At 71.2% G+C, this 21,869-nt stretch carries 24 protein-coding genes; 12 read left to right on the top strand and 12 right to left on the bottom strand.

Annotated features, from left to right (window positions below; genetic code table 11):
* The first annotated feature begins 232 nt into the window (after positions 1-232).
* Complete coding sequence (locus ACFO60_RS22360) at positions 233-2,524, top strand: hypothetical protein (RefSeq protein ID WP_380843070.1); 2,292 nt, start codon at positions 233-235, stop codon at positions 2,522-2,524.
* Positions 2,525-2,685: 161 nt separating this feature from the next.
* On the opposite strand, the gene ACFO60_RS22355 is transcribed toward ACFO60_RS22360, so the two are convergent.
* Positions 2,686-3,633, bottom strand: a complete 948-nt coding sequence (locus ACFO60_RS22355) for an SAM-dependent methyltransferase (RefSeq protein ID WP_380843068.1) — start codon at positions 3,631-3,633, stop codon at positions 2,686-2,688.
* A 219-nt stretch (positions 3,634-3,852) separates the two neighbouring features.
* Positions 3,853-4,407 (bottom strand): NADPH-dependent FMN reductase, encoded by a 555-nt coding sequence (locus tag ACFO60_RS22350; protein ID WP_380843067.1) that lies wholly within the window; start codon positions 4,405-4,407, stop codon positions 3,853-3,855.
* A 422-nt stretch (positions 4,408-4,829) separates the two neighbouring features.
* Between ACFO60_RS22350 and ACFO60_RS22345 the strand changes: the two genes are divergently transcribed.
* Positions 4,830-5,888, top strand: coding sequence for an alpha/beta hydrolase (locus tag ACFO60_RS22345; protein WP_380843065.1), 1,059 nt, complete (start codon positions 4,830-4,832; stop codon positions 5,886-5,888).
* Between the two features lie 3 nt (positions 5,889-5,891).
* Here ACFO60_RS22345 and ACFO60_RS22340 read toward each other — a convergent pair whose 3' ends face one another.
* Positions 5,892-6,194: a putative quinol monooxygenase gene (locus ACFO60_RS22340; RefSeq protein ID WP_380843063.1), complete on the bottom strand. Its 303-nt coding sequence runs from the start codon at positions 6,192-6,194 to the stop codon at positions 5,892-5,894.
* A 183-nt stretch (positions 6,195-6,377) separates the two neighbouring features.
* Positions 6,378-7,232: a metallophosphoesterase family protein gene (locus tag ACFO60_RS22335; protein WP_380843351.1), complete on the bottom strand. Its 855-nt coding sequence runs from the start codon at positions 7,230-7,232 to the stop codon at positions 6,378-6,380.
* Between the two features lie 173 nt (positions 7,233-7,405).
* Here ACFO60_RS22335 and ACFO60_RS22330 point away from each other — a divergent pair, with 173 nt between their 5' ends.
* The 7 genes from ACFO60_RS22330 to ACFO60_RS22300 all read left to right on the top strand — a co-directional run bounded on the left by ACFO60_RS22330 (position 7,406) and on the right by ACFO60_RS22300 (position 14,261).
* A complete protein-coding gene (locus ACFO60_RS22330) occupies positions 7,406-9,052 on the top strand; it encodes an ABC-F family ATP-binding cassette domain-containing protein (RefSeq protein WP_380843061.1) in 1,647 nt (548 codons plus the stop codon).
* Positions 9,053-9,307: 255 nt separating this feature from the next.
* The gene (locus tag ACFO60_RS22325) at positions 9,308-10,300 is read left to right on the top strand and encodes a C40 family peptidase (RefSeq protein ID WP_380843059.1); all 993 of its coding nucleotides are present in this window, start codon (positions 9,308-9,310) and stop codon (positions 10,298-10,300) included.
* 200 nt (positions 10,301-10,500) lie between these two features.
* Entirely contained in the window at positions 10,501-10,785 is a 285-nt protein-coding gene (locus ACFO60_RS22320; RefSeq protein ID WP_380843057.1) for a DUF6458 family protein, read from the top strand.
* Between the two features lie 197 nt (positions 10,786-10,982).
* Positions 10,983-11,375: a ChaB family protein gene (locus ACFO60_RS22315; protein ID WP_380843349.1), complete on the top strand. Its 393-nt coding sequence runs from the start codon at positions 10,983-10,985 to the stop codon at positions 11,373-11,375.
* A gap of 92 nt (positions 11,376-11,467) precedes the next feature.
* Complete coding sequence (locus ACFO60_RS22310; protein WP_380843055.1) at positions 11,468-11,893, top strand: hypothetical protein; 426 nt, start codon at positions 11,468-11,470, stop codon at positions 11,891-11,893.
* A gap of 2 nt (positions 11,894-11,895) precedes the next feature.
* Entirely contained in the window at positions 11,896-12,159 is a 264-nt protein-coding gene (locus tag ACFO60_RS22305; protein ID WP_380843053.1) for a DUF4235 domain-containing protein, read from the top strand.
* 263 nt (positions 12,160-12,422) lie between these two features.
* Complete coding sequence (locus ACFO60_RS22300) at positions 12,423-14,261, top strand: glycosyltransferase family 39 protein (RefSeq protein WP_380843051.1); 1,839 nt, start codon at positions 12,423-12,425, stop codon at positions 14,259-14,261.
* A 41-nt stretch (positions 14,262-14,302) separates the two neighbouring features.
* On the opposite strand, the gene ACFO60_RS22295 is transcribed toward ACFO60_RS22300, so the two are convergent.
* The 4 genes from ACFO60_RS22295 to ACFO60_RS22280 all read right to left on the bottom strand — a co-directional run bounded on the left by ACFO60_RS22295 (position 14,303) and on the right by ACFO60_RS22280 (position 17,882).
* Positions 14,303-15,319 (bottom strand): SDR family oxidoreductase, encoded by a 1,017-nt coding sequence (locus ACFO60_RS22295; protein WP_380843049.1) that lies wholly within the window; start codon positions 15,317-15,319, stop codon positions 14,303-14,305.
* On the bottom strand, positions 15,316-15,570 hold the full coding sequence (locus tag ACFO60_RS22290; protein WP_380843047.1) for a hypothetical protein: 255 nt from the start codon (positions 15,568-15,570) through the stop codon (positions 15,316-15,318). The genes ACFO60_RS22295 and ACFO60_RS22290 overlap by 4 nt, the downstream gene beginning before the upstream one ends.
* Positions 15,571-15,742: 172 nt before the next feature.
* Positions 15,743-16,639: a glycosyltransferase family 9 protein gene (locus tag ACFO60_RS22285; protein WP_380843045.1), complete on the bottom strand. Its 897-nt coding sequence runs from the start codon at positions 16,637-16,639 to the stop codon at positions 15,743-15,745.
* A 25-nt stretch (positions 16,640-16,664) separates the two neighbouring features.
* Positions 16,665-17,882, bottom strand: coding sequence for a glycosyltransferase (locus ACFO60_RS22280; protein WP_380843043.1), 1,218 nt, complete (start codon positions 17,880-17,882; stop codon positions 16,665-16,667).
* A 381-nt stretch (positions 17,883-18,263) separates the two neighbouring features.
* On the opposite strand from ACFO60_RS22280, the gene ACFO60_RS22275 reads away from it, so the two are divergent.
* Positions 18,264-18,560, top strand: a complete 297-nt coding sequence (locus ACFO60_RS22275; RefSeq protein ID WP_380843041.1) for a BON domain-containing protein — start codon at positions 18,264-18,266, stop codon at positions 18,558-18,560.
* Positions 18,557-19,288 (top strand): metallophosphoesterase family protein, encoded by a 732-nt coding sequence (locus tag ACFO60_RS22270; RefSeq protein ID WP_380843039.1) that lies wholly within the window; start codon positions 18,557-18,559, stop codon positions 19,286-19,288. The genes ACFO60_RS22275 and ACFO60_RS22270 overlap by 4 nt, the downstream gene beginning before the upstream one ends.
* Before the next feature lie 263 nt (positions 19,289-19,551).
* On the opposite strand, the gene ACFO60_RS22265 is transcribed toward ACFO60_RS22270, so the two are convergent.
* The 4 genes from ACFO60_RS22265 to ACFO60_RS22250 all read right to left on the bottom strand — a co-directional run bounded on the left by ACFO60_RS22265 (position 19,552) and on the right by ACFO60_RS22250 (position 21,173).
* A complete protein-coding gene (locus ACFO60_RS22265; RefSeq protein WP_189166679.1) occupies positions 19,552-19,701 on the bottom strand; it encodes a GPGG-motif small membrane protein in 150 nt (49 codons plus the stop codon).
* 94 nt (positions 19,702-19,795) lie between these two features.
* Positions 19,796-20,365: a DUF6328 family protein gene (locus tag ACFO60_RS22260; RefSeq protein WP_380843037.1), complete on the bottom strand. Its 570-nt coding sequence runs from the start codon at positions 20,363-20,365 to the stop codon at positions 19,796-19,798.
* Positions 20,362-20,613, bottom strand: a complete 252-nt coding sequence (locus tag ACFO60_RS22255) for a hypothetical protein (protein ID WP_380843035.1) — start codon at positions 20,611-20,613, stop codon at positions 20,362-20,364. The genes ACFO60_RS22260 and ACFO60_RS22255 overlap by 4 nt, the downstream gene beginning before the upstream one ends.
* The gene (locus ACFO60_RS22250) at positions 20,610-21,173 is read right to left on the bottom strand and encodes a DUF1360 domain-containing protein (protein ID WP_380843034.1); all 564 of its coding nucleotides are present in this window, start codon (positions 21,171-21,173) and stop codon (positions 20,610-20,612) included. The genes ACFO60_RS22255 and ACFO60_RS22250 overlap by 4 nt, the downstream gene beginning before the upstream one ends.
* 91 nt (positions 21,174-21,264) lie before the next feature.
* Here ACFO60_RS22250 and ACFO60_RS22245 point away from each other — a divergent pair, with 91 nt between their 5' ends.
* Positions 21,265-21,867, top strand: a complete 603-nt coding sequence (locus ACFO60_RS22245; RefSeq protein WP_380843032.1) for a nucleotidyltransferase family protein — start codon at positions 21,265-21,267, stop codon at positions 21,865-21,867.
* Positions 21,868-21,869 lie beyond the last annotated feature (2 nt).

Below are 21,869 nucleotides of genomic sequence, written 5' to 3'. Positions count from 1 at the left end.
CTCGACATCCCCGGCGATGGCGGACCTCGCGTCTGGCCGGACGCGGCGGGCTCGGCGAGGACGGCATCGACTGCGACGGCGCTGTCCGGTTTCGGGCGGTGCTCTTTATCGACGGCGCCATGTGCGACAGCCTAGGAGGGCGGTGTTCACGTAATTCGCGCAGCAGCGGCCCGGAAGGCGGCATGCCACATTGGGAAGCCCATGGTGGCGGTTCCGCGGCTGGTGGTTGATCATGATCGCCGCCGCGGCCGGCGCGGTCGCCTCGGTGGTGGCCTCCTCGATGTCGGCCATCGTGGGCTCGCTGGTCGTGGGCATGGTCAGCGGCCTGGCCGGAGTGCTGACCCTGCGGGCCGAACGGCTGATCGAGAATCGCGACCTCGGCGAACCCGCGCGGCAGTTCTACTTCGGCCTTTTCCGGCGTCTGCCACGGGTCCGCGACATCGATGATCCGCTCACCATCGGTGTCCACCCCGCTCTGTCCGTGCTCACCAACGAGGGAGCCGTGGATCAGTGCCCGGCCTTCGTCCGGCGCGACAGGAGCGGCGATCTGGAGCAGGCCCTGCGGGCGAGCAGGTTCGTCCTGGTCGTCGGGGAGTCCACGGCGGGAAAGAGCAGAGCGGCCTACGAGGCGATGCGCGCCTGCCTGCCGCACCACGTCTTCGTCCGCCCGCCGTCCCGGCAGGATCTGCGGGCGGCGCTGCAAGTGGCCGGACGGCGGCGCCGCAGCGTCGTATGGCTCGACGACCTGGAGCTGTACCTCGGCTTCGACGGGCTCGTCGCGGACATGCTCACCCCGCTGTTCGCCGACCCGCGCCGTCACACGGTCGTCCTGGCCACCATGCGCTCCTACGAGCGGGCCCGATACAGCCCACGGTCGTTCTCGAACGCGACGGACAAGGAGCGTCATGTCCTGCGACTGGCAGGTGAGGTGCTGAGCCTGGCGCGCGAGATCCGCCTCGATCGCCTGTGGTCGCCTGAGGAGAGGGGCCGGGCGGCGGCGGCGCCCGAGGACGCCCGGCTCGTGAAGGCGCTGGGGCACGCTGATCGCTTCGGCGTCGCACAGTACCTCGCCGCCGGCCCGCAGCTGTTCCAGGAGTGGCAGGACGCGTGGGGCTCGTGGCCGCATGGCAGGCCGCGAGGCGCGGCACTGGTGACGGCGGCCGTCGACGTACGCCGCGCCGGCCACCACCTGCCGTTGCCGATCGGGTTCCTGCGCTCACTGCACGAGGCGTACCTGACCGAGCCGGGCCGTCTGGACTTCAGGCTGGAGTCGTGGGAGGAGGCGCTGGCGTGGGCGACCGAACCCCTGTACTCCACCAGCGGCCTGCTCATGCCATCCGGCGACGATCACTATGTCGCGTTCGATTACCTTCCGGACGCCGCCGACGAGGCCGCCTCCGTCCCCGGTGTGCCGCCGGCCGCCTGGGAGGCCATCGTCGCGTTCGTGCCCCCGGAGGACGTCATCGACGTGGCCTGGGCCGCCTTCCTCCGCAACCGGCCGGGCGTCGCCGAGTACGCCCTGTCGAAGGCGTTGGACGCCGGTCACTATCAGGCGGCACTCGACTTCTCGTCCTTCATGCACGACAGCGACCGTGACGCGGACGTGGTGTCCTGGCTGGAGCGCGCGATCGCGATGGCCATGGCGCAGGGGGCGCCCGCGGAGAAGATGATAAGCCTGCGTGACGAGACGGCCTGGTGGGTGGGAGCGCGGCGTCACCTGAGGGGAGACCCGCGAAGGGCGCACGACATGGCGCTGGCGATCGTCCAGGACAGTGTGCGCCTGTTCGGCGAGGATCACGAGCTGACGATAGGGAGCCGGATCACCCTCGCCCGCCAGGTCGGCGCGCTGGGACGCGTCAGGGAAGCGCTGGAACTCGCCCGCGAGGTGGCCGAGGCCGCGGTCCGCGTGCTCGGTGAGCGCCACGAGATGGTCATGTCGGCGCGCTTCGAGGTCGCCGTGTGGACGCGGCGTTCCGGCGACCATCGCCGTGCGTTCCGCCTGTGGCAGGACCTGGTGGAGGCTCAGATGGTCGCCGGGCCGTCGTTCGTCGATGCCATCTTCGCCAACATGGACGCCACCCTCGATGAGATCGCCGATCAGGCGTTCGACGCCGCCGTGATCGGCTGGCTGGAGCGGCTGGCCGATTCCGCGGCCCTGCAGCGGTCCGCGCGCGGCACGAAGGTCAGGATGAAGCTGCTGGGGACGCTCGCCTGGTGGGTCGGGGGACGTGCCGACGGCCCCGGGGACAGCCGCAGGGCGCGACAAATCGCGTGGTCCGTCGTCGACGAAGGCGGGGCGGCACTCGGACCCGATGACCCGGACGTCTTGCGGGCACGGGTCATCCTGGCCCACCAGGAGGGCATGCTGGGTGATGTCGCGACCGCGAGCGCGATCTGCCGGGAGACGGTCGACGCGGCCGCGCGGATCTACGGCATGGCTCATCGCGTGACCATGTTCGCTCGCGAGGAACTGGCCAGGTGGGGACGGTTCCGGCTGTCGGATTCCGCATCGGAAGAAGGCTGAGGCCCGAACGTCCTCGCTCGGTGAACTGAGGCGGGCCGTTCCGGCTCGTGCTCGCGGTGCGTCACGGCTCTCTGTACGGGGTGCGTCACGGCTGTACGAAGTGGCCGGTCCAGGCGGCGGGTGTGGAGCCCGCCGCCGGGGACGGCATGTCGCTTCGGCGGTCAGGGCTTCAGGGCCACGCCGCCGACGCAGGCGACCGCGGCGGCCTCGCTCGAGGGGCCCGGCTCGACCCGCCAGCGTGACACCGAGACGATGCCGGGTTCGAGCATCGCCAGCCCCTCGAAGTAGCCGGCGATCCGCTCGGGGCTTCGGGGGGTGTAGGGCACCACGCCGGGGCCGGAGTTGTGGCGTCGCATCGCCTCGACGTAGGACCGGTCGGTGTCGGCGCCGTCATAGAGTGCCAGGTAGCTCCCCGGAGGCAGCGCGTCCATCAGCCGGTTCACGATCGCGCGGGCCTCGTCGTAGTCGCCGACCAGGCCGAGGATGCCCATCAGCATGAGCGCGGTGGGCCGGGTGAGGTCGAGCGTCCCGGCGGCGGCGGCCAGGATGCGCTCAGGGTCGCGCGCGTCCGCCTCGATGTAGGCGGTCGCCCCCTCGGGCGTGCTGGTGAGCAGCGCCTGGGCGTGCACCAGCACCAGGGGGTCTTTGTCCACGTAGACGATGCGCGACTCGGGCGCCACGCGCTGGGCGACCTCGTGGGTGTTGTCGACCGTGGGCAGCCCGGCGCCGATGTCCAGGAACTGCCGGATGCCCGCCTCGCCGGCCAGGTAGCGCACCGCGCGGGTCAGCATGTGGCGGGAATGACGGGCGATGTCCACCATGCCGGGGAAGACCTCGCGGACCCTGTCGCCTGCCGCGCGGTCGACCGGGTAGTTGTCCTCGCCGCCCAGCAGGTGGTTCCAGATGCGGGCCGAGTGCGGCACCGAGGTGTCGACGCGCGGCGGCGCGGGACGCTCGGCGTCCTCCGGGACGGGGGCCGGAACCGTCGTCTCGGGCGTCGGGACCTCCGTCTGGGGCGACGGAACCTCTGTCGCGGGCGCCGTGACCTCTGTCCCGGCCGGGGGGTTCGAGGGGATGCGGTTCTCGGCCATGGGGGGTGCCTCCTGCATCGCGTTGGTCCTGCTGGGAGGTTACGCCGCGCCGGAAGGGCAGGTGCACGGCCGTGCCCGCGCGGTGCGGCGACGGCGGGACGACGTCCACGTCAGCGCTCCCGCGCGCGCTGTGGGTCCCCGGAGAACGCGAGATCCCCGGGCGCGGGCCCGGGGATCCGGTGAAGCCGAACCTCGAAGATCAGGTGAGGCGCGAGGCTCGGCTCAGGCGGCGTTCGGTCAGCGCAGCGAGGAGAGCGCCTCGCTCCAGGCCACGACCTGGTCGAGCACGGTGCCGAGGATGTCGGTGTGGTACGGGGCGGGCGCGAACTGGCTGTAGTTGACGAAGTCGGTGGCCAGCGACAGCGCCACCTGGGCGCGCACGTCGGCGACCTGCAGCTCGCCCATGATCAGGCGCAGGTGCTCGACGGCGCGGGCGCCGCCCACGCTGCCGTAGCTGACGAAGCCGGCCGCCTTGTTGTTCCACTCGGCGTAGAGGTAGTCGATGGCGTTCTTCAGCGCGCCCGAGGTCGAGTGGTTGTACTCGGGGGTGACGAAGACGAAGCCGTCGAAGGAGGCGATCTTCGCCGCCCATGCCTTGGTGTGCGCGTGCGTGTACTGGCCCATCGACGGCGGGATCGCCTCGTCGAGGTGGGGCAGCTTGAAGTCCGCGAGGTCGACCAGTTCGTACTCGGCGTCGCTGCGCTGCTTGGCGATGTCGAGGACCCACTTGGCGACGGCCTCGCCGTTACGGCCCGGGCGGGTGCTGCCGAGGATGATGGCGATCTTGGTCATGGTGGTCCGAATCCCTTGTCTTCTACTTGGCCCTTCGGCCCCCGGCCGGGAGGACGTCGCAGGCGACCGGCCGAGTCATTGACACGTCAGAAGTTGATGCGTGGAATAAGCTACCCAGCAACTGATGTCACGTCAACAAATGACGGGTAAAGGCTATCGTGCCTGGCAGAGCCATGGAGAGTGCCCCATGCGGGCGCCATGAGGACACCCCGGCGATGACTCGTTGCGGCGGCGGGCCCCGGACGCGCCGGGATGCGACGGCGAGGGGCGGGCGAGGGGCGAGGGAGAGGAAGCCGGGGGGACGGCGGCGAGGGTGAGGAAGAGCGAGGGCCGGCGGCGAGGGCGAGGGTGAGGAAGATCGGGGACGCGGAGGCGCGCCCCTGGCGTTCGTGATACGGATGTGAGGCTGAAGGAGGATGCAGATGTTGCCCTGGCAGGCCGACCTTTCCGGACGTCTCGACGAGCACGTGTTCGACAGCGAACTGCTGCGCGGGAATCCGCTCAAGGACCCCCACCAGCGACCCCTGTGGGTCTACGTGCCCCCGGGATACGACGACGAGCCCGACCGGCGATATCCCGCGGTCTACGTCATCCAGGGGTACACCGGGCATGTCGCCATGTGGCGCAACCGGACGCCCTTCCGGATCCCGTTCACCGAGGCTGCCGACCAGGTCTTCGCCCGCGAAGAGGCCCCGTCGGTGATCGTCGTCTACGTGGACGCGTGGACCGGTTACGGCGGCAGCCAGTTCGTCGACTCGCCGGGCACCGGCCGCTACCACTCCTACCTGTGCGACGAGGTCGTGCCGTGGGTGGACGCGAACTACCGCACTCTCGCCGGCCGCGACCACCGCGCGATCACGGGCAAGTCCAGCGGCGGCTTCGGCTCGATGATCACGCCCATGCTGCGCCCCGATCTGTTCGGCGCCTTGGCCACCCACGCGGGCGACACCCTCTACGAGTACTGCTACCTGCCGGAGTTCGGCGATGCCGTGCGCCACCTGCGCTCCTACGACGGCGACATCGGGCGCTGGTGGGAGTCCTTCCAGAAGCGCACGGCGTTCACCGATCCGGCGGACGGCACGCTGCTCGGCGTCCTCGGCTGCTCGGCGGCGTTCTCGGCCGCGCAGGACGGCACGCCGGTGCTGCCCTTCGACCCGCACACGGGGGTGATCAGGCAGGAGGCCTGGCAGCGCTGGCTCGACTGGGACCCGGTGCGCATGGTCCCGAGGTACGCCGAGGCCCTGCGCTCGATGCGGGCGGTGTGGATCGACGCCGGCACCCGCGACGAGTTCAAGCTCGACATCGGCGCCCAGGCCTTCCGGCAGGCCCTGCTCGACAACGGCGTGCCCGAGGAGATCATCCACTTCGAGCTGTTCGACGCCGGTCACGGCTCCATCGACTACCGCTACCCGCTGTCCCTGGCCTGGCTCGCCGAGCGCATCCAGCCCGCCGCGCACGGGGCGGCCCCTGAGGACGGCTGACCGTCAGGCCGGCAGTTTGGCGGCGAGGACGTCGACCCGCTCGACGGTCGGCGGCCGGGCGAACAGCTCGTCCGCCCTCTCCATGAGGGCCGCCGCCACCTTGCCGGTCAGGTGGGCCTGCCGGCCGGTGTCCTCGGTGAAGGCGTCGAAGATGCCGTACGTCGCGCAGTCGATGCGCAGGGCGAACCACGTCGGGGGGTCTGAGTCGTCCTCTATGCGGCCGAGGCGCTCGCGCAGGAAGCTCTCTATTTCCGCCTCTTTCCCCGGCCGCGCGTGGACGCGCACCAGCAGGCCGACGGTCAACATCAGCGACCCCCCTCCGCTGATCAGCGACGTGGAAGCCCAAGTCCGTACCGAGTCCTACCCGACCAGGGAAGACGGCGAACGATCATAAACCGGAAGTTGCCCAGGCTTGGCCGGATGCGTGACCTGCGGGGGAACCCCAGGCCGCCACGCGGGCTCGGCTGGGACCTTCCGGGGCCGGAGGGCTCAGGCGTGGGAGAGGTCGGGGAAGACGTGCCGCGGGGCGTCCATGCCGGCCACGTTGTACATGTGGCGCTCACGCGGGTAGCCGAGCGAGACCTCCTGGAAGCGCACGCCGTCATACCAGGTGGTGCGGGGGATGTGCAGGTGTCCGTAGATCACGGTCGCGGCGTTGTAGCGCAGATGCCAGTCGGCGGTCTCCACCGTGCCGCACCACTGCGCGAACTCGGGGTAGCGCAGGATGTCGGTGGGCTCGCGCACCAGGGGGAAATGGTTGACCAGGACGGTCGGGATCGACGGGTCGCGCGTCTGGAGGCGGCGCTCGGTCTCGCGCAGCCGGGCCCGGCACCAGGCGTCACGGCTCGGGTACGGGTCGGGGTGGAGCATGAACTCGTCCGTGCACACCACGCCGGCCGCGTACGCCTGCGCGAGCGCCTCTTCCTTGGAGGCGCCCGGCGCCCGGAAGGTGTAGTCGTACAGCAGGAACAGCGGGACGATGGTCACCGGCCCGCCGTGGCCCGTCCACACGGCGTACGGGTCCTCGGGGGTGAGCACGCCGAGCCGGCGGCAGATGCCGACCAGATGGCGATAGCGCGCCTCGCCGCGCAACTGCACCGGGTCGTCCTTCGGCGTCCAGAGCTCGTGGTTGCCCGGCGTCCAGATCACGGTGGCGAAGCGCCGTGAGAGCAGGGTGAGCGCCCATTCGATGTCGGCGACGAACTCTCCCACGTCACCCGCGATGACCAGCCAGTCGTCGTCGGACTCAGGGCGCAGCCGCTCGACGATCTCACGGTTCTCGGCGTACGCGACGTGCAGGTCGCTTATGGCCATCAGGCTGCCGCCGCCCGCGCCTCCGATCATCACATGGCGATCGTAATGGTGTTCCGCCCGCGCCGACACTCCGGCGACGGGTCGCGTCTCCGTCTTCCCCTGGCCCGTAGGGGTGCGCAAGGGGGGCGTCGCGTGGACCGGCGCGTGGGCGGTCGCCCGCCGGGTGTGCGCTCGCGCGGCCGGGGACGGATAGCGTTTGGGGCATGACCGCCACCATCGTCGCCAAAGATCTGGCAGCCGGGCACGGTGACCGGGCGCTGTTCTCCGGGCTCGACCTGGTCGTCGCGCCCGAGGACGTGATCGGCCTGGTCGGGATGAACGGCGCGGGCAAGTCGACGCTGCTGCGCATCCTGGCCGGCATCACGGCCCCCGAACAGGGCTCGGTGCAGCTCAGCCCGCCCACCGCGGTCGTCGGCTACCTCCCCCAGGAGCCCGAGCGCAGGCCGGGGGAGACCGTCGCTGCGTTCCTGGCCCGCCGCACCGGCGTCGCCGCCGCCCAGTCCGCCCTGGACACCGCCACCGAAGGGCTGGTGGAGGGCCGTCCGGGCGCGGACGACGCCTACTCGGCCGGTCTTGAGCGCTGGCTCGCCCTCGGCGGCGCCGACCTGACCGAGCGCGCCGAGGAGGTCGCCGCCGAGCTGGGCCTCGCCGTCGGCCTCGACCAGCCGATGACCTCGCTGTCCGGCGGCCAGGCCGCCCGCGCGGGCATGGCGTCCCTGCTGCTCAGCCGGTACGACGTGTTCCTGCTCGACGAGCCCACCAACGACCTGGACCTGGACGGCCTCGACCGGCTCGAACGCTTCGTCAACGGGCTGCGCGCGGGCACCGTGGTGGTCAGCCACGATCGCGAGTTCCTGGCCAGGACGGTGACCAAGGTCGTCGAGCTGGACCTCCCCCAGCAGCAGGTGCGCGCCTACGGCGGAGGCTACGAGGCATACCTGGCCGAGCGGGAGGTCGCCCGCCGGCACGCCCGCGCCGAGTACGAGGAGTACGCCGACACCAGGGCCTCGCTCCAGTCCAGGGCGCTGACCCAGCGGGCCTGGATGGAGAAGGGCGTGAAGAACGCCCGGCGCAAGGCCCCCGACAACGACAAGATCGGCCGCAAGTTCCGCAGCGAGGCGACCGAGAAGCAGGCCGCGAAGGCCCGCCAGACCGAGCGCATGATCGAGCGGCTCGAGGTCGTGGAAGAGCCCCGCAAAGAGTGGGAGCTCCGCATGGAGATCGCCGCCGCTCCCCGCGCCGGGGCCGTCGTCGCGACGCTGCGCGGCGCCGTGGTCAGGCGCGGCGCGTTCGTCCTCGGGCCGGTCGAGCTGCAGATCGGGTGGGCCGAGCGCGTCGCGATCACCGGCGCGAACGGCTCGGGCAAGTCCACGCTGCTCGCTGCCATCCTCGGCCGGGCGCCGCTCGACGAGGGGAACGCCGCGCTCGGCCCCGGTGTGGTGGTCGGCGAGGTCGACCAGGCGCGCGGCATGTTCTTCGGAGACGAACCGCTGCTGTCGGCCTTCGGCGCCGCCGTCCCCGACCTGCCGCCCGCCGAGGTGCGCACGCTGCTGGCCAAGTTCGGGCTGAGGGCCGCGCACGTGCTGCGGCCCGCCGTCACCCTCTCGCCGGGTGAGCGCACGCGGGCCGCGCTCGCGCTGCTCCAGGCGCGCGGGGTGAACCTCCTGGTGCTGGACGAGCCGACCAACCACCTTGACCTGCCGGCCATCGAGCAGCTCGAGTCGGCCCTCGACACCTATCCCGGCACGCTGCTCCTGGTCACCCACGACCGGCGGATGCTGCAGGCCGTGCACACCACCCGCCACCTGCTGGTCGACGACGGCAAGGTGCGCGAGACCGCGCAGGCCTGACCCCGGCCCCGTCCCCGCGGCCCGATCCCCGTCCCCGAACGGCCCGATCCCCGTCCCCGAACGGCCCGATCGTCGTCCCGAACGGCCCGATCCCCGTCCGCCCGCCGACCCGGCCCTGTCCCTCACCGATTCCTGATCGGCCTGAACCGGCGAGCGCGGTTCCGCGTATCTGCTGGTGCGAATCGCCGTGCCCCGGCCCGCGCCCGCCGTGCGGCGGGCCGGGGCACGGCGCGTGTCGATCAGGAAGGGGTCTCCGTGCCGGTGCGCAGCGTCCGCAAGGGGCTGGTTCCGGTGGCCGCCGCCGGGCTGGCCGCCGCCGTGCTGCTGACGTCTCAGGGAAGCGCCGTCGCCGAGCCGCGCCCCACCGTCGCCCAGGCCAGGGCCCGGCTCGCCAAGCTCCAGGACCAGGCGGACGCGATGGTCGAGCGCTACAACACCGTCAACGAGCGGTACAAGACCGCCAGGCAGAAGTACCGGCGGCTCGACGGGGAGTTCGGCCGTGAGCGGGCCAAGGTCGACGACCTGCGCGACAGCGTCGTGTCTGCGGCCTCCAACCTGTACCAGTACGGCGAGATGACCAGCGTGTCCGGCATCATCAGCCAGGACGACCCGTCGAGGCTGCTGTCCGCGCTGGCCGTGGCCGGCCAGGTGTCGGAGGGGCAGGCGCGCACGCTGCGGGAGTTCGACCTCGCCACGCGGGGTCTGCGGGCCAGGCGGGGCAAGGCCAAGGTCGCCTACGACGACATGGCCAAGGTGCTCGCCGACGTGGCCAAGGAGAGGAAGAAGGTGGAAAGGCTCGTCGGCGAGCAGGAAAGACTGCTGCGGCGGCTCAACGAGTTCAACGCGGGCGACTCCGGCAGCCGTGGCATCCGCTATGACGGCAAGGCCTCGGGGAACGCCAGGGTGGCCCTGCAGTTCGCCTTCGCGCAGGTGGGCAAGCCGTACCGCTGGGGCGCCACGGGACCGGGCTCCTACGACTGCTCCGGCTTCGCCCAGGCGTCGTGGGGCAAAGCGGGCGTCAAGCTGCCGCGCACCACCTACCAGCAGTGGGCGTGGGGCGCCCGCCGCCAGGTCTCCTTGGACAAGCTCCAACCCGGTGACCTGCTGTTCAGCAGGGGCCTCGGCCACATGGGCATCTACGCGGGCGACGGCAAGATGGTGCACTCCCCGCACACCGGCGACGTCGTCAAGGTCGTCGCCCTCGACGCCTACTGGCGCGGCCGCCTCATGGGAGCCGTCCGCCCCTGATCGGCCGCCGCGATCCGCCCGAGACGAGGCCGCCCGCCGATCGCGGGCGCGGCGCCGATCGGCCGCGGCCCCCCGTACGCGGCGCCGATCGGCCGCGGCCCACCCGTATGTGGCGGAGTTCACCGAGCGTGTGGCATGTCCGACGTTTGAGATTCGTGTGCGGGAAAGAAGGGGTGTCGAGGAGCGAAGGAGGCTTTTTCATGACCATAGCTGGAAGCATCATCCTGATCATGCTCGGTGCGATTCTCACGTGGGCCGTCGAGTTCGACCTCGCGGGCGTCGACATCAACGTCGTCGGCGTGATCCTCATGCTCGGCGGCATCGCCGGTCTGCTGTTCGGCATGTGGAGGCTGGCCAGCGTGCGCCGCACCGCCGTGACCCGGACGACCCCTGTGAGCACCGTCCCGGTCAACCCCGTGACCCCGGTCGACAGCACGCGCACGCAGGTGTACGAGGAGCGGCGTTACGACGACCCCAGGATCTGACCTACGGCGGCCGCTGGGACGTCGGTGCGGGCCGCGGCGCGTGCCCCAGGGACGGGCGTGTCATGAAGGTCATGACCTGTTCCAGAGGTGTGCCGCGCCGCGCAAAGTTCGCGGTCCGGTTGACGGAGCACCGTGCCACCGGGAACGTCACCGATCGTCCCAGCGAGCTGGCCGGCGGGTCGAAGGAGGACCACATCATGCCTGGGAAGCAGGAACTGCCGTCGACGATCGAGCGCTCGCCGAAGAAGGCCCAGGAGACCTGGATCAAGGCGCACGACTCGGCCGTCGAGACCTACGGGGAGGGTGAGCGGGCCCACCGCACCGCCTTCTCCGCTCTCAAGCACTCGTTCGAGAAGGTCGGCGACCACTGGGAGCCGAAGGCCAAGAAGGGCCCGTCCGACGAGCAGGCCGCGCGCGGCACGCCCGAGCCGGGCAGGACGGCCGAGGGCGTCGACGCCAACGCCAGTAAGAAGCACCTCGCCGAGGTGGCCGCCCGCCTCGGCGTCGAGGGCCGCTCCAAGATGGACAAGGAGCAGCTCGTCGAGGCGATCAAGAAGGCCAACCGCCGGGCCACCGCCAAGGCGCGGTGACCCGGCCGGGCGTGTCCCGCGCCGGCCGCGGACCTGCGTGTTAGAGGGCCTTCCCCACGGGTAGCTGGGGGTCCACGGCAAAGGAGGACACGATGGCGGATACGACTGATCGCGCGCATGAAGCGCTGACCGAGGCGAAGAAGAACGCGGGAGACCTCGCGGTCAAGGCCGGCGACAAGGCCGGAGTGCTGGCTTCCAAAGCCGGTGACGTGGCCGGGGACCTGGCGTCGAAGGCCGGGGACAAGGCCGGCGACCTGGCCGCGAAGGCCGGGGACAAGGCCGGGGAGTTCGCGGTGATGGCCGGCGACAAGGCGAGCGAGCTGGCCACCAAGGCCAAGAACAGCGACCTTGCCGGCAAGGCCGGGGAACTCGCCGACAAGGCCGTGTCCAACATGCCCGTCGAGGTGAAGGACGCCGCCGACAAGGTCGTCACCCAGGCGAGGAACCGGCCGCTGGTGACCGCCGCCGTCGCCGCCGGGCTCCTGGTCCTCTGGCGGCTGCTGCGGAGGAAGAAGTAACCGTGAAGAAGCTTGCCTACAGGTCGGTGGGCGCGCTGTCCGGCATGGCCGGCGGCTTCCTGTCCAGCTTGATCTTCAAGCAGGTCTGGAAGCTGATGGCCGGCAAGGACGACGCCCCGCAGGCCACCTCCAAGGAGTACGGATGGGGCGAGGTCCTGATCGCCGCGGCCGTCCAGGGAGCCATCTTCGGGCTGGTCAAGGCCGCGATCGACCGCGCGAGCGCCGAGACCGTGCAGAGCGCGACGGGCGAGTGGCCCGGCACCTAGCGCGATAGCTCTTCGGGGCCGCCGGGGCGGCCGGAGCGGTACGGCGCCTTGGTCGCCGCGCCGCTTCCCGCCGCCCCCGCCCCGCCCCGGGCCACCCCGCCTCGCCCGGGCCGAGTGCGACAGCGGCGTCCCCGGCGAGCCCGCGGTGAGGTGAGCCGCGCCGCGCCGGCGACCGGCCCCACGGAATCGCTCCGCGCCTGTTCCGGCGAGCGGCGGATTATCGTACTGTGACGCCGACAGCGATGACGCTCACAGGAGATGTGATGACGCCCGCTCGCCCGGCCGTCCGCCGCGGTGGCCGCGACACGCGCACCGTTCGCGGCGCCGCGAGCGCCCGCGGATCCGCCGTCACCCCGCACGATCGTTCTCAGTGGCGCTGGATTCTGCCCCTGATCGTCGTGGCGGCCTTCGCCGTGCACGCCAACGGCATCGGCAACGGCTTCATCTATTTCGATGATCCCGAAAGCGTGGTGGACAACGCGTCCATCCGGGAACTCGGCTGGGCCGCCGTCGGCCATTGGTTCACCACCCCGCTGCAGTCGATGTACTCGCCACTGGCGTACGCCTCGTACGCGATCGACCATCTGGCCGGCCAGGGCGCGATGGGCGTGTACCACTTCACCAATGTGCTGCTGCACCTGGCCAACGTCGTCCTTGTGTTCCTCGTGATCCGCAGGCTGACCGGGCGGACGTTCCCGGCCGGCTTCGTGGCGGCGGCGTTCGCGATCCACCCCATGAACGTGGACACCGTCGCCTGGATCTCCACCCGCAGCAATTTGCTGGCGACGCTCTTCTCCCTGGCCGCCCTGCTGGCCTACCTGCGTCACCTGGACTCCCGGCGCCCGGGGCCGCTGGTGTGGTCGGTGGTCCTGTTCGGGCTGGCCACACTGTCGAAGTCGACCGCTGTCGCGCTTCCCCTGGTGCTGTTCCTCATCGATCACTTCAGGGGCCGCGGGCCGAGCCGGCGGTCGTTCCTGGAGAAGATCCCGTTCCTGGCCATCGCCGTCGTGATGGGGGTGGTCGCGCTCGCCGTGCGGCAGGACGTGGTGCCGCCGCGCGACTACACCATCCTTGACCGGTTCTTTCTCGCCTGCTCGGCGATGGTCGACTACCTCGTCCGGGTGGCGGGTCCCTTCCACCTGTCGCTCGCCTACGAGTATCCCGGCAGGCCTCTGCCCTGGTACGTCCTCCTCTCCCCGCTCGTCCTGGCGGCCGTGGTGGCGGCCCTGCTCCTGCTCAAGTCGTCCCGCAGGGTCGTGGTGTTCGGACTCGGGTTCTTCGCCGTCACCATCGCGCTCACCCAGGCCGTGCTGCTCATCGACAACTACCATGCGAACAGATACGCGTATCTGCCCTACCTCGGCCTCTTCCTCATCGCGGGGCACTTCGCGGAGAAGGCGCTCCAGCACCGCGACCGCATTCCGCGCGCCGCGGTGACCGGGGCACTGGCGGTGTTCGCCGTGCTGTTCGCCACGCTGACGATCACTCGGAACATGGTCTGGAAGGACACCGAGACCATCATGAGCGACGCCATCGCCAAGGAGCCCGGCGTGGCGTTCGCGCACAACAGCCGGGGCATCGCCAGGTACACCGGCGGCGACGACACGGGGGCCTCGGCCGATTTCGAGCGCACCATCGCCCTCGACAAGGACTTCATGCTCGCGTACTACTACCTGGGCCTGATCGAGTACAAGGGCGGCGACCACGCCGCGGCGCTCGCCAGGTTCGACTACGTGGTGTCGCGGCTGCCGACCTTCGCCCCCGGTTACAGCGAGCGCGGCAGGACCAAGATCGCGCTGAGAGACCACGCGGGCGCGCTCGCCGACCTTTCCACGGCCATCGGCTACGACCCCGGTCTGGTGGAGGACTACTACCTCCGGGGACTCGCCGAGATCGAGCTGGGCGACCTGCGGGGGGCGCTGGCCGATCTGAACACGGCGGTCGCGTCGATCCCCGGCCACGCCGACGCCTATTACCGGCGCGGCGTGGTCCGATCCCGCCTCGGTGACACCGCCGCCGCCTGCGCCGACTGGAAGACGGCGGCCTCCCTCGGCTACTCCGACGCGAACCGCTCCATCGCCGAGGGCCACTGCGCCGGTTGACGGCGGGCGGCGGCCAGCGCCGGACGGTCAGCGCCGGACGGTCAGCGCCGGGCGGCCAGAGCCGCGACGGCCGCGGCCGCGACGCCGCCCAGACCGGCGGCCGCGACCAGCCCCCGGTGCTGGGAGAGCCACACCTGGACGCTGTGGTCCTTGGAGCGCTCGTCGAAGGCGCCGTGGGCGCCGTGGTCGTGGTCCTCGTCGGCGGGCGCCCACAGGTTGGCGACCTTGCTCGGCCGCTTCTCGCCGGTCTGCTGCGACCGGACGCCCGTCCTGCCGAGATAGCGGTCGATCAGGCCGGGAGCGATCCGCTCGCCGATGATCGTGGCCACCGTGCTGCCGCCCACCCAGTACTCGCGCCGCGCGGGATGCTCGGCCGCGTACACGATGGCCTGCGCCGCCACCTCCGGCTGGAAGATCGGCGGCACGGGCTGGGGGTGGCGGCGCAGCCGTGAGAGCACCCAGTCGAACTGGGGCGTGTTCACCGCCGGTAGCTGGACCATGGTGATCGCGACGTCGCTGCCCTCGTTCAGCAGCTCGGTGCGGACCGACTCGGTGAACCCCTTGATGGCGTGCTTGGCGCCGCAGTAGGCCGACTGGAGGGGGATGCCGCGGTAGGCGAGGGCGGAGCCGGTCTGCACGATGACCCCCCTGTTGCGCGGGCGCATCCGGCGCAGCGCGGCCCGGGTGCCCCACACGTATCCCAGGTAGGTCACCGCCGTGGTCCGCTCGAACTCGGCCGGCTCGACCTGCGTGAACGGCGCGAAGACCGACGAGAAGGCGACGTTGATCCACACGTCGATGGGGCCGAGCTCCTTCTCGATCTCGTCGGCCGCGGTCTCGACCTGCTCGTGGTCCGCCACGTCGGCGGGATACACCTTGGCGGTCCCGCCCCGGCCGCCGACGTCGACCGCGGCGCCCGCCAGCCCGGCCTCGCCGCGCGCGATGAGCGCGACCTTGGCGCCCTTCTCGCCGAGCATCCGCACCACCGCGCGGCCGACGCCGCCGCTGGCGCCGGTCACCACGACGACCTTGTCCGTCAGCACCTCACGGCCTCTCATCCGGTGGAGCGCGGGCCGAGGCCCAGGTGGCGCTGGCGGCGCACGGCGAGGACGATGTCCACGACGGCGATCACGGCGATCACGCCGAGGACGACGGCCACCACGGTCGCCTTGGCCACGAGCGCGAGCGCGCCGAGGGCCAGCGCGAGAAAGATCACGAACGACGCCAGGCGGATGTGGATCACGTCCCGAGGTGTCGCGGTCACCATCGGCTTGCCCGTCTCCGACCTCTGTTCCGGTGTTTCGCTCATCGTCGGCGCCCCTTTCCGGTGAATATTCCCCATACCCGACAAATCCGACGTCATGTGTGCTCCTGACAGGTGGCGGCGGGAACCGATCGGCGCGTCCGCGCCGCCCCCACCGCCTTCGTGCCGACCCGGGTTCAGCTACCGTCTGCGGGCCGTTCCAAACCTCAGGCCCTGGTCAGCGGCACGGCACGGACAGCACCCCCTGGACGGCCGAGACCACGTCCTCCACGGTCACGGCCCTCGTGTCCGTGCCCCGCGCGAGCGCCCGATGCCACGGACGGTCCGCGGGCGGCCCCCAGCGGCCGGGGGAGTCCGGCCCGAACACGATCACCGAGGGCACGCCGTACGCGGTCGCGAGATGCGCCACTCCGGTGTGCGCGCTCACGACCAGGCGCGCTCCGGCGACCAGGGCGCATTGCTCCCGCATGGACGTGCGCCCGGCCAGCACGCGGTGCGGCGCCAGCCCGGCCTGCGCCGCCACCAGCAGCCCGAGGGGCCGCTCGCGCCGCGTCCCGGTGACCACGACCCGCATCCCCTCGGCGGTCAGGGTCTTGACCACCTCGGCGAACCGCTCCGGCGGCCAGCGACGCGCCGAGTCCCGCCCTCCTGGGTGCACCACCACCGAGCCGGGAGCCGGATTGGCGACCAGCGGCACGGGCAGCGCCAGATCCCCCGGGTCCACGCGCGAGCCGTACCACCGAACGAGCCTGCACCACCGCTCGACCTCGTGCTCCTCGTCCTCCCAGCGGGGGCCCTTCAGCCGGGGGAGGGCCGGGTCGGTGAACCCCCACAGCCGCCGCGGACGCAGCTCCATCAGCACGAGATGGCTGCGCGGGCCAGGCCCGTGCATGTTCACCGCGACGTCGGGCCGCCGGGCGGTCCAGGCGACCCCCTCCAGCCCGCGCGCAGGGACGAACCCCTCGACCGCGCCGGTCAGCACGGCCAGGTCGCGAAGCTCCGCGGGCGCGGCGAGCACCACGTTCAGCCCGCCTTGGCGCAGCGCGCGCAGAGCCGGCACGGCGGTCAGCAGGCCGCCGACGCCGAGCGCGCGCAACACCAGGGCGATGCTCATGATCCCGGCACCCCCGATATCGCGTTCATGACGCCTTCCTCTCGCCGGCCGCGCCGGCCTGCGGCGCGACGACCTCCTCGTACACCGCGAGGGTTTCCGCGCAGACCCGCTCCCAGCCGTAGAGCGTGCGGGCGCGCCGGGCCCCCGCCCTGCCGTACGCCGCCCGCAGCCGCGGGTCGCGCAGAAGGGTGTTGACGGCCGTGGCCAGCGCGCGCGGGTCGCGCGGCGGCACGAGCACGCCGGTGCGGCCGTCGGCCACGGTCTCGCACTGGCCGCCCACCGCGGAGGCCACCACGGGCACCCCGCACGCCATGGCCTCCAGGGCGACCATGCCGAACGGCTCGTACCAGGGCACGCAGACGGCCACGTCGGCGGAGCGCATGAGCGCGGGGATCCTGTCGTGGGACACCGTGCCGACGAAGCGCACCCGGCCGGCCACCCCGGCCTCGGACGCGGCGCGGCGCAGGCGCCCCACCTCGGGATCGTCGTCCAGCCGGTCCGCGGACGCGCCTCCGGCGACGATCAGCTCGGCGCCCGGGATCAGCCGCATGGCGTCGATGAGCGTGCCGACGCCCTTGCGCGGCACGAGCCGCCCGACCGACAGCAGCCGCGGCCCGCGCGGGCGCGGAGCGGCGGGCCCGTCCGGGCGGAAGACCGCCGGGTCGACCCCGCAGGGCACCACCCGCAGCAGCCGGGGCGGCGTGTTCATCCGCACCAGTTCGTTGGCCTCGTCGCCGCAGGTGGCGATGATCCTGTCCACCCGGCGGGCGATCACCCGCTCGGCGTCCGGGCGCTCACGCGGGCTGGTGTCCTCGGCTCCCTGGTGCCGCTGCTTGACCACGCCGAGGGCGTGGAAGGTCTGGACGACGGGGATGGCGAGGCCCCGGGTGGCCCCCAGGGCCGCCAGGCCGCTCATCCAGAAGTGCGCGTGCACCAGGTCCGGCGGCTGGAACATCCAGTGCCGCCGTAACCAGTCGGCGAAATCGGGGACGAACGGCAGTATCTCGTCCTTCTGGATCGGCCGCGGCGGCCCGGCGGGCACGTGCACCACGGTCACCCCCGGCACCGGCCGCGCCTGCTCGGGGAGGCCTTCGGCGTCCCTGCGCGTGTAGACGACGATCTCGTGGCCCAGCGCGGCCAGGCCACGGGCCAGCGCGGCGACATGGATGTTCTGGCCCCCGGAGTCCGCGCCACCGAGTGTGGCGAGGGGGCTGGCGTGTTCCGACACCATTGCTATCTTCACCGCGTCTCCTCCAAGTCCGGTGAACGCGTCGCGGCGAGATCGTCCGGTCGCGCGGCCTCGACAGCCGGGAGCGAGCCGATCCGCATGTGACCTCGCTCGGCGAGCGCCGGTCAGCGTAGGCGCGAACGGGAACGGCCGCGGGCCGTGGGGACGGCGCGCGGTCACTGAGGTGCACGGGGGGCAGGGTGCACGGTTGTCAAGGTCGATCGCCGGCCATGCCTTCGCGCGTTCCCGCGCGACCTGTCTTCAGAGGCTTGCGCTCTTCCGCACTTGCTGTTAAGGCAGCGTTCTATCCTGAAAGGAGAGGACCAAACCTCCCCGGTTTCGTGGCCTGATACGCGGGCATGCGAGACCTGTTACCCGATCGGAGGGGGGTAGACGATGTCCTACGAGGCCCCACATCATGTCGTCCCGCATCACGACGCTCCGCACTATGACGCTCCGCACTATCTGGCGGCCCGCGTGCAACGGGCGCTGGCGGAGGACGAGCGCACGTACGAGCTCGGCATCCGTGTCGACATCAGAGGTGATCAGCTCTTCCTGCGCGGCCAGGTGGAAGGCGACGAGCGCCGGCGGCTCGTGGCCGCCGTGGCCGGGGAGACCGCGCCCGGACTGCGAGTGCACAACGAGGTCACCGTGGTCGAGGTCAGGGGGCCCGGAGAGGAGGAGACCCTGTGAGGATCAGAGTCGCGGCCGTCGGAGACGTCCACCTCGGCGAGGACCTCCGCGGGAGGTTTCGCGGGAGGCTGGACGGAATCGAGGAACGGGCCGACGTCCTGCTGATCGCGGGTGACCTGACCCGGCACGGCACGCCGGAGGAGGGCAGGGTCGTGGCCGACGAGTTCCGCGACCTGCCGATCCCGGTGGTCACCGTCCTGGGCAACCACGACTACCAGTCCGACGCCCAGGACGAGATCGTCGCGGTGCTGCGCGACGCGGGCATCCAGGTCCTGCAGGACGACTCCACGATCATCGAGTGCGGCGACCTGCGGCTGGGCGTGGTCGGCGGCAAGGGCTTCGGCGGCGGGTTCGCCGGCAAGTGCGCGAGCGAGTTCGGCGAACCGCAGATGAAGGCGTTCGTCCGGCACACCCGCGAGATCGCCGAGCTGTGGCACAAGGCGCTCAAGGGCCTGAACACCGACCACCGGGTGGTGCTCAGCCACTACTCGCCGGTCAAGGACACCCTCGCGGGTGAGCCGCTGGAGATCTATCCCTTCCTCGGGAGCTTCCTGCTCGCCGAGGCGGTGGACGCGGAGGGCGCCGACCTGTTCATCCACGGGCACGCCCACTCTGGGGTGGAGAAGGGCCTGACCCCCGGCGGCGTGCGCGTCCGCAACGTGGCGCTTCCCGTGCTGCGCAGGGCCTACGCCGTGTACGGCCTGGGAGCCGACGACCCCGAGGTCTGAGCCGACATGTCTTCTGGCGCGTGAGCGGAGGAGCTCGCGATGTGAGCCACGGGCCCCCGGCGTGTGCCGGGGGCCCGTGGCGTGGGAGCGAGGATCTCCTGGCCGTGAGCCGAGGAAGCAGATGGTGTTTCAGCGCTCGACGAAGGTCGGCGCCAGGAAGGCCGGAACCATGATGGCCGGCGGTCTATGCGGGCGAAACGGCGGACCGGATGGCCGGTCCGCCGTTTCCGCCTCTTACACGCCCCGCAGTGCGCGGGGCGTGGCTACGGATGAAAGATGCTTACGCCACCCGGGCCGACGAGCAACCCGACGACGATGAGGACGATCCCCCAGAGGAGATCGCGACGGGCCAGGATGACGTAGATCCCGGCGATGACCAGTACGACGGCGATGAGCCAAAGAAGTGTACCCATGGGCATCCCACTGCCCTGACAAATGCCCTATTAACGTGTTAGCGGATCAACTCTTGTTAATACGCCATCCCTGGTGCAAGACCGATTCCGTCGCTCACGGGGTCTCGGGCCCCATGATGCCAGGACGGTCCCCGCGCTCGCCGCGCCTGCGGGCGAGGGACACCATCGGCTGCACGAACCACAACCAGCAGCTGAGACCGGCCACCCCGCCCGCCAGCAGCGCCGCCGGCAGGATGCCGAGGAACGACTCCACGACCAGCCCCGTCGAGCAGGTCATGGAGACGGCCAGCGCGATGCCGCCCAGGACGCCGAGCCGGTTCGCCCGGTGGAGCATCAGCTCCTTCAGCGTGCTGCGGAACAGGATCCGATGCTGCGTCGCCGGGGCGATGAGGCAGATGGACGCGATGGCGGCGCTCAACATCGCCACGTAGAACAGCCACCGGCCGGTCTGGTCGACCTTGTCGAAACCCGTGGAGAACGGAAGGGTCAGCAGGAAGGCGAACAGCACCTGCACACCCGTGGCCGCCACCCGTAACCCCTGGAGCAGCTCGCCGAGCTCGCGGTCCACCCGCTCCTTGTGGGTCTCGTCCGACTCCTGCCGCGCATCGCGCGCGGCGGGGTCCTGCCCGGCGGGGTCGTGCCCGGTCACATCACTCAAGGTCATCGACGCGTCCTGTACCCTTCCCGGCGGTGCGCCCGCGCGGCCCGTCGCCCGAGGACCAGCACGGCCCCGAGCGAGACATACGTGAGCAGGCCCATCAGGACGGTCAGCCAGATGACGCCGGCCACGCTCGCCGCCACGGTGAGAAGGGTGGAGACGGCGAGGCCCGTCAGCGCGTAAGCCAGCTGCCTGCCGTAGGGATTCTCCTGTATGACCTTCAGCGGCGTGCCGAACGAGATTTCCGTCATCATTCCTCCTCTTCGTCTTGTCCGCGGTCTCCGTCGCGGCGGTTTCCCCGGCCCTCCGCCGCTTGCATCAGCCGCGCGTACCCCAGCTGGAGCCAGTCGGAGATCGCGACGGCGGTCATGGTCGCCCCTGCGAGACGGGTGAGGCGCGGCGCGAAGACCATGCCCGCGGCGTAGCCGGTGGCGATCCACTGCGCCAGGCAGAAGGGACAGGTCACCAGCTCGCCGACGGCGTGCTTGATGCCGTGGCCGCGCACCTCCTCCCTCAGTTCGGCAGGTCCGCTCAGCCCGGCGTAGCGTGTGAAGGGTGCCCGGAGCGGACTCGTGACCGGGTCCTTGGTGATCGTCCGGGAGAGCCGATGCGTGCTCGCACCCATGAGAAGCAGATCGAACACGGCGATGTGCTCGGGCGGCCGCGTGCCGGTCAGCCTTCCGGCGGCCACGAGCCCGGCCACCGCGCCGCCGTACACGCCGAGAACGCGGAGGTAAGAGCCGAGCGGCCGATCGTTTCCGTTCGCGTAAGCCCGTTCCTCCTTGCGCAGTCTTCTGGTGAGGTTGTTGGTCATAGGTCGCCGCCTACCCCTGCTAGGCATGACCATGCCCGGAGTTTGACCTGGAACGAGTCGGGTACGGACGATCTCCAGTGGGGGTGAGCCGGTGGGAAGTCACACACATGAGGTCACCGACGCGATCATCGACACGTTGAAGCGCGCCGGGTCCGTTCTCAAGGCCGAGGGGGTGCGGTTCGCCCTCGCCGGAGGATGCGCGGCCTACGCGAGAGGAGCGGCGCCGTCGTTGCACGACGTCGACTTCGTGCTCGTCGAGGACGACGTGCCCCGCGCGCTCGAGATGCTGAGCGCGGTCGGCTTCCGCACCGCCAAGCCGCCCGAGGACTGGCTGGTCAAGGCCTTCGACGAGGGCGACAGGCTGGTCGACCTCATCTTCCGCATCGAAGAGCGGCCGATCACCGCCGAGATGATCTCAAGGTCCGACATGATCAACACGGCGGCGCTGAACCTGCCGGTGCTGGACGCCACCGATCTGGTGATCTCGTGGATCCTGCCCATGTCGGAGCACAGCTGCGACTACGGGTCGATCCTGCCCCAGGTGCGCGCGCTCAGGGAGCAGGTCGACTGGGACCGGGTCGCCGTAGTCGCCTCCACCTCGCCGTACGCCTCGACCTTCCTCACCCTCCTGGACCGCCTCGGCGTCGCCTGCCCCAAGCCGCCCCAGGAGAACGCCGACACCACCTGGCCCTGACC

It is taken from the genome of Sphaerisporangium dianthi, assembly GCF_042654065.1.
Lineage (GTDB): Bacteria > Actinomycetota > Actinomycetes > Streptosporangiales > Streptosporangiaceae > Sphaerisporangium > Sphaerisporangium dianthi.
This window is presented reverse-complemented; position numbering and strand designations above follow the sequence as displayed.

What these genes read in the sequence shown, in the direction of transcription:
- ACFO60_RS22360 (WP_380843070.1), top strand. Translation starts at nt 233, where the DNA reads ATGATCGCCGCCGCGGCCGGCGCGGTCGCCTCGGTGGTGGCCTCCTCG.
- ACFO60_RS22355 (WP_380843068.1), bottom strand. Translation starts at nt 3,633, where the DNA reads ATGCAGGAGGCACCCCCCATGGCCGAGAACCGCATCCCCTCGAACCCC.
- ACFO60_RS22350 (WP_380843067.1), bottom strand. Translation starts at nt 4,407, where the DNA reads ATGACCAAGATCGCCATCATCCTCGGCAGCACCCGCCCGGGCCGTAAC.
- ACFO60_RS22345 (WP_380843065.1), top strand. Translation starts at nt 4,830, where the DNA reads ATGTTGCCCTGGCAGGCCGACCTTTCCGGACGTCTCGACGAGCACGTG.
- ACFO60_RS22340 (WP_380843063.1), bottom strand. Translation starts at nt 6,194, where the DNA reads ATGTTGACCGTCGGCCTGCTGGTGCGCGTCCACGCGCGGCCGGGGAAA.
- ACFO60_RS22335 (WP_380843351.1), bottom strand. Translation starts at nt 7,232, where the DNA reads ATGATCGGAGGCGCGGGCGGCGGCAGCCTGATGGCCATAAGCGACCTG.
- ACFO60_RS22330 (WP_380843061.1), top strand. Translation starts at nt 7,406, where the DNA reads ATGACCGCCACCATCGTCGCCAAAGATCTGGCAGCCGGGCACGGTGAC.
- ACFO60_RS22320 (WP_380843057.1), top strand. Translation starts at nt 10,501, where the DNA reads ATGACCATAGCTGGAAGCATCATCCTGATCATGCTCGGTGCGATTCTC.
- ACFO60_RS22315 (WP_380843349.1), top strand. Translation starts at nt 10,983, where the DNA reads ATGCCTGGGAAGCAGGAACTGCCGTCGACGATCGAGCGCTCGCCGAAG.
- ACFO60_RS22310 (WP_380843055.1), top strand. Translation starts at nt 11,468, where the DNA reads ATGGCGGATACGACTGATCGCGCGCATGAAGCGCTGACCGAGGCGAAG.
- ACFO60_RS22300 (WP_380843051.1), top strand. Translation starts at nt 12,423, where the DNA reads ATGACGCCCGCTCGCCCGGCCGTCCGCCGCGGTGGCCGCGACACGCGC.
- ACFO60_RS22295 (WP_380843049.1), bottom strand. Translation starts at nt 15,319, where the DNA reads ATGAGAGGCCGTGAGGTGCTGACGGACAAGGTCGTCGTGGTGACCGGC.
- ACFO60_RS22290 (WP_380843047.1), bottom strand. Translation starts at nt 15,570, where the DNA reads ATGAGCGAAACACCGGAACAGAGGTCGGAGACGGGCAAGCCGATGGTG.
- ACFO60_RS22285 (WP_380843045.1), bottom strand. Translation starts at nt 16,639, where the DNA reads ATGAGCATCGCCCTGGTGTTGCGCGCGCTCGGCGTCGGCGGCCTGCTG.
- ACFO60_RS22275 (WP_380843041.1), top strand. Translation starts at nt 18,264, where the DNA reads ATGTCCTACGAGGCCCCACATCATGTCGTCCCGCATCACGACGCTCCG.
- ACFO60_RS22265 (WP_189166679.1), bottom strand. Translation starts at nt 19,701, where the DNA reads ATGGGTACACTTCTTTGGCTCATCGCCGTCGTACTGGTCATCGCCGGG.
- ACFO60_RS22260 (WP_380843037.1), bottom strand. Translation starts at nt 20,365, where the DNA reads ATGACCTTGAGTGATGTGACCGGGCACGACCCCGCCGGGCAGGACCCC.
- ACFO60_RS22255 (WP_380843035.1), bottom strand. Translation starts at nt 20,613, where the DNA reads ATGATGACGGAAATCTCGTTCGGCACGCCGCTGAAGGTCATACAGGAG.
- ACFO60_RS22250 (WP_380843034.1), bottom strand. Translation starts at nt 21,173, where the DNA reads ATGACCAACAACCTCACCAGAAGACTGCGCAAGGAGGAACGGGCTTAC.